The sequence below is a fragment of the Sulfobacillus thermotolerans genome (assembly GCF_039623705.1).
GTDB lineage: Bacteria > Bacillota > Sulfobacillia > Sulfobacillales > Sulfobacillaceae > Sulfobacillus > Sulfobacillus thermotolerans.
Window position 1 is genome coordinate 2,527,185 of the sequence record NZ_CP133983.1, and the last position, 12,574, is coordinate 2,539,758.

The 12,574-nt window shown below is 52.3% G+C and carries 11 protein-coding genes; all 11 read right to left on the reverse strand.

Features of this window, described 5'->3' with window-relative positions:
- Nucleotides 1-230: 230 nt before the first annotated feature.
- The 11 genes from ORD20_RS13130 to ORD20_RS13180 all read right to left on the reverse strand — a co-directional run bounded on the left by ORD20_RS13130 (nucleotide 231) and on the right by ORD20_RS13180 (nucleotide 12,522).
- Nucleotides 231-1,958, reverse strand: a complete 1,728-nt coding sequence (locus ORD20_RS13130; protein ID WP_242968430.1) for a peptide ABC transporter substrate-binding protein — start codon at nucleotides 1,956-1,958, stop codon at nucleotides 231-233.
- 615 nt (nucleotides 1,959-2,573) lie between these two features.
- Nucleotides 2,574-4,250 (reverse strand): dihydroxy-acid dehydratase, encoded by a 1,677-nt coding sequence (gene ilvD / locus ORD20_RS13135; RefSeq protein ID WP_103375176.1) that lies wholly within the window; start codon nucleotides 4,248-4,250, stop codon nucleotides 2,574-2,576.
- A gap of 57 nt (nucleotides 4,251-4,307) precedes the next feature.
- Complete coding sequence (locus ORD20_RS13140; protein WP_430626252.1) at nucleotides 4,308-4,985, reverse strand: ATP-binding cassette domain-containing protein; 678 nt, start codon at nucleotides 4,983-4,985, stop codon at nucleotides 4,308-4,310.
- Nucleotides 4,982-5,971 carry an ABC transporter ATP-binding protein gene (locus tag ORD20_RS13145; protein WP_103375178.1) on the reverse strand — a complete coding sequence of 330 codons (990 nt, stop codon included), beginning with the start codon at nucleotides 5,969-5,971 and terminating at the stop codon, nucleotides 4,982-4,984. Before ORD20_RS13145 ends, ORD20_RS13140 begins: the two co-directional genes overlap by 4 nt.
- Entirely contained in the window at nucleotides 5,968-6,915 is a 948-nt protein-coding gene (locus ORD20_RS13150; protein ID WP_242968432.1) for an ABC transporter permease, read from the reverse strand. The genes ORD20_RS13145 and ORD20_RS13150 overlap by 4 nt, the downstream gene beginning before the upstream one ends.
- The gene (locus ORD20_RS13155) at nucleotides 6,912-7,898 is read right to left on the reverse strand and encodes an ABC transporter permease (RefSeq protein WP_103375179.1); all 987 of its coding nucleotides are present in this window, start codon (nucleotides 7,896-7,898) and stop codon (nucleotides 6,912-6,914) included. Before ORD20_RS13155 ends, ORD20_RS13150 begins: the two co-directional genes overlap by 4 nt.
- Before the next feature lie 18 nt (nucleotides 7,899-7,916).
- On the reverse strand, nucleotides 7,917-8,243 hold the full coding sequence (locus ORD20_RS13160) for a hypothetical protein (protein WP_430626253.1): 327 nt from the start codon (nucleotides 8,241-8,243) through the stop codon (nucleotides 7,917-7,919).
- Nucleotides 8,243-9,151, reverse strand: coding sequence for an ABC transporter substrate-binding protein (locus tag ORD20_RS13165; RefSeq protein WP_430626254.1), 909 nt, complete (start codon nucleotides 9,149-9,151; stop codon nucleotides 8,243-8,245). The genes ORD20_RS13160 and ORD20_RS13165 overlap by 1 nt, the downstream gene beginning before the upstream one ends.
- 44 nt (nucleotides 9,152-9,195) lie before the next feature.
- Nucleotides 9,196-10,500: a hypothetical protein gene (locus ORD20_RS13170; RefSeq protein WP_430626724.1), complete on the reverse strand. Its 1,305-nt coding sequence runs from the start codon at nucleotides 10,498-10,500 to the stop codon at nucleotides 9,196-9,198.
- A gap of 17 nt (nucleotides 10,501-10,517) precedes the next feature.
- Nucleotides 10,518-11,498, reverse strand: a complete 981-nt coding sequence (locus ORD20_RS13175; protein WP_430626255.1) for a beta-galactosidase — start codon at nucleotides 11,496-11,498, stop codon at nucleotides 10,518-10,520.
- Nucleotides 11,485-12,522, reverse strand: a complete 1,038-nt coding sequence (locus ORD20_RS13180) for a LacI family DNA-binding transcriptional regulator (protein WP_103375182.1) — start codon at nucleotides 12,520-12,522, stop codon at nucleotides 11,485-11,487. The genes ORD20_RS13175 and ORD20_RS13180 overlap by 14 nt, the downstream gene beginning before the upstream one ends.
- Nucleotides 12,523-12,574 lie beyond the last annotated feature (52 nt).

Below are 12,574 nucleotides of genomic sequence, written 5' to 3' on the forward strand. Positions count from 1 at the left end.
CCTGCCCAACGGGCAGATCAACCAGGATGCCTTTTCTTTGGTCGAAGGAAATGTTTGCGCATTTCACGTCGACCAAAGAAAAGGATTCATCTTCATGTTACCATACTTCGGCTAGGCGGACGAAGCGGAAAGGATGGTAGGATTCTTCGGGGGAAGAAGTCGTTAGCAACGTATCTTGGCGTCAGGCACTGCCCTCATGGACAGTGCCTGACTGGTACGACTTTTAGGCCTTAGGGGGAGACCCACCAATAATTCGGATGGATGTTTCCGAATGTCCCCAATTCCGTGCTCACACCATGAATCGTGTCCGCGTGAACGATAAATTTAGGCTCCATGGGCAGAAATATCACCCCTGGTAATTGCTGCGCGACATACATTTCATACCGGTAGAGGCGGTGTAGTGTCTGCATTGGAGTCCCTGGTTCATAGGTGGCTTGTATTAATTGGTTCATTTCGTGGTTGCTGTAATCTCCACCATTTTCGCCCGCATCTGTTGCAAATAAGCTTCCTCCTGTCGGATACGGGTCATTGCCATAGGTCCATGCGGCTCCGTCAGACCAATCCACCATAGCCCATTTGCTGGCGTTCGAGGGCCCATAGCTGACCACGGTGTCAAAAGTTTGGGGCACTAAGTGGACCTCGATGCCTTCTTGGGCCCAATTGCTTTTCATCAGTTGCACCATGTCTGCAGCGCTTTGCGTCCCGGCGGCATAATCCAAGGTAAAATTGAGCGCCATTCCCTGCTTCGTCATCACGCCGTGTACCTCATGCCATCCGTTTGTCAGCAAGAGCTGCTTGCCGCGGGCAGGATTAAAGGGATACAGAGGACGAGTGAGGGCGGGATTAAATAGGAAGGTTTTAGGAAGGGGGGCCAAGGAGGTATCGTCGATCACGCCGTATCCGTGAAAAATGTGCGCAATCATACCGGTTTGGTCGACCCCCATCTGTAGGGCTTGGCGAACCGGAAGTTCCGAAAAAGCTTTCCCAATTTCGTGGGGAGCAGCAGGGTTTAAGTTTAAAGCCACATAATCGAAGCCCGGTCGATATAGCGCGGTAATTTTGTCATGGGGAATCTCAGAACGTGCACCGAGTAATCCTACGCCTAAATAACCGACATTAATGGCACCAGTTCTCAATGCCGCGAATTCGGCAGCCGATGATGTTTCATATTTAAAAACGACACGACTTAGATAGGATTTATGGCCGTCATAGTGTGGATTGGGTACGAAGGTCCAATAATTACCAGGCTGGTAGCTAGCCAAACGATAAGGGCCGTCAACCACTTGATAGACGGAATTCGTGGGCATGTTGGCTACTGAATTTATAAAGGACATTTCTTTGGCCATATTCTTTGGGTAGCGGTCCCATATTGAACGGGGCACGGGAATTATTTCCATCAATCCATTGCGGATAAACCATTCGGGATTGCGTGGAACGGTTGTCGTGATTACGACGGTATGGGAATTGGGTGCGACAACGCTTTTCCATGTAGCAGGAATGCCGCCAGATCCTTCTCCCGAAAAAGCCCACGAATAAGGATTGTTGGGCATTGAGCCCGCTTGCATAATATCCCATGTAAAGACGACATCTTGGGCGGTGACCCTGTGCCCATTTGACCAGTGCCATTTGGGATTTAGGTGAATCGTATAGACAGTGTCGCTTGCATTCCATGTCACGGACGATGCAAGGCTATGCTGGGGCTCAAAGTGGCCTTGTTGATTAAAGTATACCAGGGGCTTATACATCATCAAATCTGTTTCAAAATTGACGACGGTATCCGCGTTTAGTGAAACGAGGGGAAAAAACCAGTTGGGTGATGTTTGCACGGGCAGTGCGTAAACAGCCGTTCCTCCAAAATGCGGAACGATGCGAGGCGCGGCATTAGAACTTGGTGTGCCGCATCCTGCCAGTCCGATAACGATTAAGCCGCTCATTGCGACTTTTATCAGCCTATTCAATGTACCGGCCTCCCTATTTAATATATGGCGGAATGGTTACAGCATATGGTGCATAAAATTGCAAAGAATATAATATTAAATGCAATAACCGTATTATATGGAATAAAACGGCACAAATACAAGGCGTATGTTCGTGATCTACATCACTAAATCAACAAATATAGTGAGTTTTTGTGATATGATGGAAACAAATGGTTAAATGGCAATCGGCCAGGTCGGGAGGGACCAGAATGTTTCACATTATTAATGTGCTATTCGCGTGCTTAGCCATCGGGGCCTCAGTATTTTATGCTCTGACACGGTATTAATTGGATTGGCGCCATGAACCTGCACCGCCAGGGAATTGAGTACCGGGTGACAGGGGCGATCGCGGCAGGCCCGCGGTCGTGAGGGCGACGTCAACCGCCCTACGATGCGACCCCAGCCCAAGGAAGGAGATGGCGTTCAGCCATCGGACGCACTTCCGGGGAGTCGCAAGCTTAAGGCGTTGGCCTTACGTGTTGGCGTGGTATGGACCACAATAATGGGTATGCATAACTTCAGGGTAATCTGAGGATGGTTCGCATGGTTTTGTTATGAATAAAGAGGGACGGCCCACGTGTGGCCGTCCTGATATTACTCTATGGTGGGGTCGTCCGACAAAACAGCTCCCGTGTCGGCCGAGGTGACAAACCAGCTATAACGCCGTAACCATCCCGTTTTAATTTTGGGCTCAAAGGGTTTAAGTGCGGCGCGTCGACGCTCTAGCTCGTCCTCATCAACCAACAAGTCAATACTCCGATTCGGGATGTCGATGCGGATGATATCATTATCTTGCACTAAGGCGATAGGACCGCCTGCCGCCGCCTCAGGCGAGACATGGCCGACACAAAAGCCGCGGGTACCCCCGGAGAAGCGTCCGTCGGTAATTAGTGCCACGTCTTGGCCACGGCCCATGCCCATTATGAGCGAGGTGGGCGATAGCATCTCGGGCATGCCTGGTCCCCCTTTAGGCCCTTCGTAGCGAATTACGACCACGGACCCCGGCTCGATCCCGGCCCGAATGCCTGCTAAGGCTTCATCTTCGGAGTTGAAAACCTTGGCGGGTCCTTCGTGAACGTCTTGGCCCGTCTCAATAGCGGCAGTTTTAATCACGGCGCCCTTCGGGGCCAAGGATCCACTTAAAATGGCAAGACCTCCATCGGTACGGTAGGCATTCGCCAACGGCCGAATCACCTCTTCGTCTAGCGATTCATGGCCTTCGTAATACGCGCCAAAGGACGTACCTGCTACGGTCGGCCGATTGGGATGGAGCAAGCCATCAATGTGGGACAGTTCGCCCAAGATTGCGGGAATGCCTCCAGCCCGGTCGACGTCTTCCATGTGCCACGATGAGGCCGGGGAAACTTTGCAGAGATGAGGAACGCGGGTCGATATTTCGTTGATGCGTTCTAAGGGGAACGTCAGACCGGCCTCATGGATGAGGGCTAACGTGTGCAAAACGGTATTGGTAGATCCGCCCATAGCCATGTCTAAGGCAAACGCGTCGGCAATGGCTTCAGGCGTGACAATATCACGAATGACGACATTGTCCTTGACCAGCCGAATGATGGCTTCACCGACTGCTTGAAACAGTTCTTGACGCCGTGGGTCGGTGGCGAGTATGGAGCCGTTTCCGGGCAACGCGACGCCTAGCGCTTCTGACAAGCAGTTCATAGAGTTGGCTGTAAACATTCCCGAGCAAGAACCGCAGCTCGGACAGGCCACGGTCTCTAATTCCAACAGGTCGTTCGAGGCCATCTTCCCGGACGCAACAGCGCCTACTCCTTCAAAGACGGAAATAAGGTCGACCGATTTACCCTTCCAGCGTCCAGCGGCCATGGGGCCCCCTGAGACAAATACGGTGGGGATATTGACCCGTAGCGCTCCCATCAACATTCCCGGAACTATTTTGTCGCAGTTGGGAATGCAGATGAGACCATCAAATGCGTGAGCGCGCACCATGGTTTCGATGCTGTCGGCAATAATCTCGCGACTGGGAAGAGAATAGCGCATGCCAATGTGGCCCATGGCAATGCCGTCATCAACGCCAATGGTGTTGAATTCAAACGGGACCCCACCTGCATCACGCACAGCTTGGGCTACTGTTCGGCCAACCGCGGATAAATGAGTGTGGCCAGGAATAATTTCGACAAATGAATTGGCAATAGCAATAAATGGGCGATCCCATTCGTTCTCTTTGACGCCGGCGGCGCGTAACAAACTACGGTGAGGGGCTCTATCAAGGCCTTTTTTAATTGTATCGCTTCGCATATGACTCCTTTCACGGACGTGTGGACCAAAGGCCCCTATCCTTCCATCACTAGTCGATTAACGCCTGGCTCTCAATGACAGTCTGGCTTGCCAAGCAGTATAAGGGTTTATGCGCCTATTGTACAGATTTCTGCGGGATTGTAACGACTCTAGCAAGGTCAAGATTTCGGCGCGTAATGACACGTCCAACATGGACACCGGTTCATCGGCGACGATAAAGGAAGGACCGCCTGCTAACGCGCGGGCGATGGCCACGCGCTGCCTTTGACCACCGGAGAGTTCATGGGGATACTTTTCCCGAAAGACCGCACTGGGGGTTAATCCCACCAAGGTTAAGAGTTCATCCAGCGCCTCTTGCCGTTCATGGCCCTTGAGATGACGCAGGCGGGCGAGTGGGCGAGCTAAATGATGGCCAACCGTATGAAAAGGATTGAGAGAGGCAAACGGGTCTTGAAAAATCATCTGGGCGTTGCGGTGGTAGCGCATCAGAGCGGACCCGTGAATATGCGTAACATCCTTTCCCTCAAACCATACGGTGCCCGCGCTTGGCGTCAACAGCCGAACTAATGTACGTCCCATGGTTGTTTTGCCGCTCCCTGATTCGCCCACAAGACCCAGCGTTTCTTGTGTGGCAATATGCAAGCTCACCGCCCGGGATGCCACAAGATCAGGGGCGCCTGGGCGCGGGAACCGCACGGTAACATGATCGGTGGATACGAGAATCTTAGCACTCATGGCCTTTTCACCTTCTCAACAACGGGATCTGGCATCGCATGACAACGAATATAAACGCGTCCGCTTTTAGAGGGTAAGGGGGTTGTTCGGCACATGGGCAGGCGTTCAGGACAACGGTCAAAAAATGGGCAGCCGGGGCCCAGCTGTGTCATGTCCGGCGGTTCGCCAGGAATCCCTTCAATGCTCACCTTGGTGCCCACCAAACGGGGAGCGGCTCGCATGAGCCCTTGGGTATAGGGATGATGTTCGCGGGCGTCTTCCAAAGCCATGCCGCGGTCGGTAATTTCCATGATTTCTCCGGCGTACATTACCGCAATTCGGTTGGCTAAACCCGAAACTAAGTTGAAATCGTGGCTGATAAACAACACCGCAAGCTGGCGCTGTTTTTGGAGCGCGGCGATTTCGTCCAAAATCGAACGCTGCACGACAACATCCAGTGCTGTGGTCGGCTCGTCCATTATCAGGACACTGGGATCGAGAGCGAGCGATAAAGCAATCACCACACGCTGGCGCATGCCCCCAGAGAGTTCATGCGCATAACTGCGGGCGACAGCGGGATCTAGCCGCACCTGTTCTAGGAGATCGGCGGTGCGTTTAAGAATTTCGTCACGCGTGATACCGGGGATGTGGGCTTCCATCGTATCCGCAAAATGTTCCTGAATCGACAAGACAGGGTTAAGGGCGTTCATAGAACTCTGAAACACCATAGCAATTTTGCGCCACCGCGTCAGTCGCAATTCTTCGGGCGTCAGCTGATAGAGATCTTGTCCGTCAACCAGGATGCGGCCGTCGACGGTCGCGACATCGGGTTTGAGCAGCCGCATAACCGCCTGCGCCATGGTTGATTTCCCACTGCCAGACTCTCCTACGAGTCCAAGAATTTCGTTGCTGGCAATGCTAAGCGAGACATTCCGCAGGGCTGGTACCAGCCCGCTTTGGGTGATATAAGAGACGTGGAGCGAATCCACCACGAGGGCCTCAGTCATGACGATGCTCCTTTGCGCGATTTAGGGACTTTGACTTTGTTGAGGCGCAAACGGGGATTTGAGACTTGGTCAACGCCGAAGTTAATTAACGAAAGGCTGAGACCAACGAGAGCAATCGCTAACCCGGGAGGCACAATCCACCACCATGCGCCGTTTAGCAAGGCTTGCCCTGCATCGGCCCAATAGAGCATCGTGCCCCATGTAATGACGGTAGGGTTGCCGAGACCTAAAAACTCTAAACTGGCTTCGGCTAAAATAGCAGCGATTGTGGCAAACACGAGGTTGGCTACCACCAGGGAGAGCATATTCGGCAAGATCTCCCCAATGAGCACGCGCCATTGTGTTTCGCCCGCTAACCGTGCAGCGATGACAAAATCACGCCGCGCCAGTGATAGGGTTTGGGCTCGCAAAATACGTGCACCCCAAGCCCACCCGGTTAATCCAATGACGAGAGCAATGGTTACTGGCCCGGTTTGGTGCACGTAGGCCGTGATGACGATGAGCAACGGTAATCCCGGAATGACCAGCATGATATTGGTGAATGTCGCCATAACAGTGTCAATCCATCCACCGAGATATGCGGGCAACATGCCAAGGATGACAGCGAGTGCGGTGGCAATAAACCCTGCAAAAAATCCTACCGACAACGAGATACGACCACCGTAAAGGAACTGCGCCCAGACGTCTTGACCACTCGACGTGGTTCCGAGCCAGTGATGCCAGCTTGGCGCCGCTAATGGGGTAAACTCTGTCGACGATGGACTATATGGCGTGAGCCAAGGTGCAAAAATCGCCCCAAGAATAAATATCAACAGAATGATGATCCCGACGAGAGGTCTCTTATCCCGCTTGATAATGCCACTCCATTCCTTCCAACGACTACTGCGGTGGGGCGGCGTCATGATGACGGGTGGTTGGGGATCGTTATGCGCTGCCTGGCTCAATGCGATGCACCTCCCCGAGTTCTGGGATCTAACTTGCCATATAATAGCTCGACCAAAAAGTTGGCTACCAGCACCGAAAAGGCGATGATAAGGAATAGACCTTGCATGAGAGGGTAGTCTTCGTTTTGGACCGCGGCTAACAGTTGATATCCAAGCCCGGGATACGAGAACACCACTTCGGTGAGCAAAGCGCCTCCCACTACAAACCCGATGGCCATGGCGAACCCTGTCATGCTAGGCAATATCGCATTGCGCGCCGCATATTGGAACATGAGGCGGTTCGACTTTAAACCTCTGGCTTCCCCGAAGAGAACATAATCTTCGCCTAAGGTCTGTACCATATTGTTGCGCATACCAAGCAACCACCCCCCAATGGAGCTGATGATGATGGTCAAGGCAGGCAATATGGCGTGATACAGCATATTGCTGATAAATGCGAATGACCATGATGGCGTCAAACTCGAGGAGTAGGCATGCGCCATCGGAAACCAATGCCAGAGGTAGCCTAGTAGATATAGGAGAATCAACGCCAGCCAAAAATAGGGCAGCGCGGCGGTAAAGGTGGATACGGTAGGAAGGATGGCATCCCATTTTCCTCCGCGATGCCATGCTGTCCAAATACCCATCATGACGCCAATGAAAACACTGAGAACCGTAGCCACCCCGACAAGGCCCACGGTCCATGGAAGGCTTTCTGCAATAATCTTGGAAACCGGCACAGGATAATAGGTCAACGACAATCCCCACTGGCCATGCACTAAATTGTTGAGATAGGTGAGATACTGACTCCATAAGGGGGTATGTGTAACACCAAACTGCAGCTCGAGAGCATGCAGAGCTTGGGGACTAATCTGCCCTTTAAAGCGGCCAATCATAAGAATGGCAGGATTGCCCGGCATGAGCCGGGGCAACACAAAATTGATGGTTGCCGCGGCCCATAACGAGAGCAATAAAAACCCGAGACGCCTTAAGATAAAACGCATAGCAAAAGCCTCCCGTAACTAAGATCGTGGCGTCAAATGCGTCAGAACAATGCCCTCCGCAGGGTAGTTGTAGGGAGCAGGCTGTGCGTATGGATTTTGTGCCGTAGGCCATCCGGTGAAGTACTTGGTGCTGTACTCAAACCAGGTGGCACCGTAAATCAAGGGAATAGCTGGGAGATTCTGAGCCACAGCTTTTTCCAAGGTGTAAATAGCTTGACGCTGTACAGCTAAATTACTGGATGTGCGGTATTGGTTCAACGCTGCGGTAGTCACCGGGTTGGACCATTGTTCGAAGTTGCCGGGATTCTTGGGTTCCAATAAGCTCTGGTACAAGTAGTAGGCCATCAACGAGCAGTCCGTACGGCCAAATTGGATAGTATGGGGTTCTTGAGGTTTGGATACAGCATGTTCGTGCCGCCTACAGAAAACCAATAGTGGTTGTACTGGGGATCTTTACTGACATAGACACGATTAATGTGCGGGAAGAAGAGGTCAGTCCAGTCAATTTTACCGGAGGCAAGCGCCAACGTCGCACTTTCATTCCCGGAATAGTCAAGGTATTGAAGCTTTTTGACCTTGGGTTCGCCTCCCCAGTATAAGGGGTTTGCTTTATAAGTGTACGCTTGAGCGGTGAAGCTGTCCACAAGGTAGGGACCCGTGCCAACGGGGTTCGGATTCGTAACCGTGGCGGGATTGGCGTACGTGCTCCAAATTTTTTCTGGAACAATATAAACATCGTCCAAGACGAACTGGCCAAAGGGCACGTCGGCTGAGTTGAATTGAAACACCACTTGGTTGGTGCCTTGAGCGGTTACGGAGTTTAAGTGCGTCCAAATACCGCTAGTGTCCAAGCTGGGGAATTTCTTCAAGATATCAAAACTGTAAACGACATCGTTAACGGTCACGGGTGTCCCGTTCGACCATTTGACGTCAGGACGCAAAGTCACCGTTAACGTCTTGTTGCCATTGCTCCACTGGTAGGATTTTCCTATTAACGGATAGACTTGGGGGCCTACTAAGTTGAAGTAAAACAGTGGTTGATAGATTAAGCCAAGCGTACCACTTAATGCACTAGACGAATAAGGGTTGAAGTTATCTGCAAAGGCGCCATTCAGACCGGGAATAACCACGAGGGTATGTTGCTTAACGGGAGCTGCGGTTGTAGTCGGTGTGGTTGTGCCACAGCCGGCAAGAGCTAATAGACTGGTGCCCGAAAGAAGCGCGGCAAGTGCGCCCATTTTTACACGTTTCATGGTTAGGAATGCCTCCTTAATATTCTCTCGAAATGGTGACCTGGTTATCGACTGCCCTCTGCCAAGATGTCGGCGACGACGGAGGGATCTTGGACAGTCGAATCGTTTCGGCCGAATTGCAAAATAATAGGCTGGGCCTGGCCATCTTCCTGCCACTGGATCGTGACGTGGCGATTTGCGTATTCAATCGTGGCTTGCCCGGAGGCTAGTGCGATCTGACTCGCAAGCTGGGTGTACAGCTTAGAATGACCCGCGTGAACCCCGCGGTGAATGACAAGACTCTGGGCGTCTAGGGTAATTTCTGCGTCAGTCTGCATGACCTGGATGGACGTATGGCCTAGCGCCACTCGGTTATAAGGCAACATGAGACCAGACCTTGGCGGAACGGTGACGTCCCATTCCAATGCATCATGCCAGGCGTTGCCAGCAAGGGAAACCGTGGTAGACTGTTCGGTTTCGACTAGATTATGAAGGAATAGAAATCCTCCTGATGGCCCTTCGCGTCGCGTAGCGTGTAACGACGCATTGGAGAGCGTGAGACCAAGACGGCATCCGATTGCTTGGGCCAATTGACGGACTACGTCATGATAGTACTGATATAAATCCGGCAGTGCGCACCCCATAACAACCACTTGGCCTGCGTCCACCGATTGGCGGGTAATGATGGCGCCTTGGGATTCTCCGCGGGTAATGCGGCCTAATACTTCCGTTGTGGCACTTTCCGCCAGCGTTCCGTAATTGGCACAGAACACCGAAGAAACATCAAGAATCGTTGCCAGTCCGCGTTGCGCCCACGCGGTGGTTTTGGGAAGACTCAAGGTGTCGGCGAGAATACGGCACGGTCGCCCGGCCAAGTCCCATTCAGGAACGCGCGGACCTATGATTAACGTACCGCCGTCTTGAACGTAGGCGGAAAGGCGCTCTTGTGTCCGTGCATCCATGTACCGACAAGTGGCCACCCATAGTACAGGAATGCGCTCGGGATCGAGGACGCTCTCTTCTTTGTCCACCGCTACAGCCTCTGCGGTCAAGTTCGCTGCGATGAGAATGCGGTAAATGCCGTCAAAATGCCAATTGTCTCGTTCGGATACGATTTCTTGCAAGATAGCAGCTTGCTCGGGATTTCCGGGATTTTCTGTCAAGTAATAGGCAGAATAGAACCCAATATGGATGTCTGTCACTGGCTTCGTTTGGGCTAGGGTTGAGCCATAGGTGCCAAACAATGCACCTAAATGAGCCACTACCTGAGATGAAGGACGCAAGGTGCCATCACTGGCTATCGGCGCTTGCCATTCATGACGTGGGCCAAACAAGCCGATATCTCCAGGATTATCGCCGCCCGCAAGCATATACCAGTTCAACCCATTTAATCCGTACGACACGCTGACACGCGCGGCCAAATCGAGGTCGGAGGGGTCGATGTGGGGACGGTCTTGAAATCGTCCCGACTGGAATTCTGGAGAGAATAGCGGAGCATCGGGTGCATTGGTTGCTGCGGTATAAGTGACGGCCAGAGCCAAATCATGAAAGTTATCGTAGACAGGCCGATCGGATAGTCATTGCCGCGACTATAAATAGAATAGTCACGAAATCCATGCACGTTGATGATATAGGGCGAGGGCCAACCGTGACGCTGGCTTTGTCCACTCAGATGGGCCAAATACTGGGCACGATACTCTCGCCAAAAGACCCCTCGCTGTAGGTAGTCACTGTGGCCATACGGAGCGCTACCGGCAGTGTTTGCCAGAAAATCTTGGTACTGCTTTTCAATATCGGGACGTTGATCGGGCATCATCGTCACCCAATGCAGCATGCCTACTTCGTTGTCGAGTTGGCTCAGAATAATCGGGCCGCCATTGTGGGAGAAATAGGGAGCAAGCACTTCACTCACAGCCGCATACCAACGATCGACAAAGCTTAAAAAAGTAGGATGCAGATATGTGACCATGCGGGTAGGATGTGGACGTCCTTGGCTGTCTAGTGCAATGATTTCGGGATGGAGGTCTAACAGCCAGTCCGGCAACCCTTCTTGCCGCAATTCTGACATAACATAGGGACCCGGACGGACGAACACCATCAGGCCTAATTGACCCGCTAGTGCAATAAAGTCTACCACGTTGCGCCGCGGGTCGGTATGACCGGTGAAGTCAAAAAGCCCTGGTTCAGGTTCATGCCACAGCCACGGGATGTAGGTGCTGACTACATTGATCCCTAAACCCTTCACCGTGGCGAGACGATCTCGCCATTGGGACGGATCCATCCGAAAATAATGAACTTCGCCGCCATAGAAAAAAAGGGGGTGATTATCTAATTCGAATGCCTGATCATTGATGTCAAGGCGCGGCATAATAATTTTCGCCTGCTTTCTTTTCCTGAGGTACGGTGGACCCTCGAACGACCAGTGTAGTCGGCAAAATGATTGGCGGGATACGTGTTTCGCCATTTAACGCCCGATCTAATTGCATCATAGCCGCTCGACCTAATTCATACATGGGCTGATGAATGGTTGACAGCCCGGGCGTGACGTAACGCGCCAAGCGGATATCATCAAAACCCATTACGGCTATGTCCTGGGGAACGCGGAGATTTTTTTGGGCTAGGGTTTGCATAACGCCTAACGCCATTTCGTCATTGGCGGCAAAGACCGCGTCAGGGATCAGGCCATTATTCAACAAAGCGGCCATGGCTTGCGCTCCCCCTTGTTCCTTAAAGTCTCCGTGCACAACAGGCACCGTCATTGTGTCCACCCCGGCTTCTTGTAAGGCTCTGAAGAACCCTCGGTGGCGCAGCCGGCTATCCTCCGAGTCAATAGGCCCTGCAATAAACGTGAAACGAGAGTATCCCATCTCCAAAAGATGTCGGCCAGCAAGATATCCGCCTTCCTGATGGTCCGCAGCCACCGCTGTCACAAAATCTGATTGGAGATTGGCCGATAGGGATCTATCCAGCACAACCACAGGCAGACTCGCGCTCGCATATTTGCGCAGGTCTTTGGATTCGATGGCCGGGTCTAACACGATAGCCCCGTCTACGCGACCCTCTCGTAACAGTCTTAAAGATCCTTGCAGGTGGTTTTTGGAGAGACCGGATACAATAGTTGTGAGTCCTAAGGTATCCGTAACCTCTTCCACTCCTGCAATAAGCTCAGAATAAAAAGGGCCACTTAAATTGTGTAGAAACACTCCAATCGTGTTCGTCTTCCGAGTCCGCAAGTCACGCGCGCTACCATTAGGCCGGTAATGCAATTTTTCGACTGCTATGGACACGCGCTCACGAGTGGCCTCCGAAACACGATGAGGTTGGCTTAAGAATAACGATACCGTCGACACGGAGACATTTGCGGCCCGCGCAACATCACGGATAGTAGCCACAAGACACCTCCTTCGAAACGATTCAATCAGTATCTTGGTGCAAAGCGATCAT

Bases quoted from the DNA above. Each gene is read 5' to 3' on its own strand.
- ORD20_RS13160 (WP_430626253.1), bottom strand. From the start codon at position 8,243: ATGGCCTACTACTTGTACCAGAGCTTATTGGAACCCAAGAATCCCGGC.
- ORD20_RS13140 (WP_430626252.1), bottom strand. From the start codon at position 4,985: ATGAGTGCTAAGATTCTCGTATCCACCGATCATGTTACCGTGCGGTTC.
- ORD20_RS13165 (WP_430626254.1), bottom strand. From the start codon at position 9,151: ATGAAACGTGTAAAAATGGGCGCACTTGCCGCGCTTCTTTCGGGCACC.
- ORD20_RS13145 (WP_103375178.1), bottom strand. From the start codon at position 5,971: ATGACTGAGGCCCTCGTGGTGGATTCGCTCCACGTCTCTTATATCACC.
- ORD20_RS13170 (WP_430626724.1), bottom strand. From the start codon at position 10,500: ATGCTTGCGGGCGGCGATAATCCTGGAGATATCGGCTTGTTTGGCCCA.
- ilvD (WP_103375176.1), bottom strand. From the start codon at position 4,250: ATGCGAAGCGATACAATTAAAAAAGGCCTTGATAGAGCCCCTCACCGT.
- ORD20_RS13155 (WP_103375179.1), bottom strand. From the start codon at position 7,898: ATGCGTTTTATCTTAAGGCGTCTCGGGTTTTTATTGCTCTCGTTATGG.
- ORD20_RS13175 (WP_430626255.1), bottom strand. From the start codon at position 11,498: ATGCCGCGCCTTGACATCAATGATCAGGCATTCGAATTAGATAATCAC.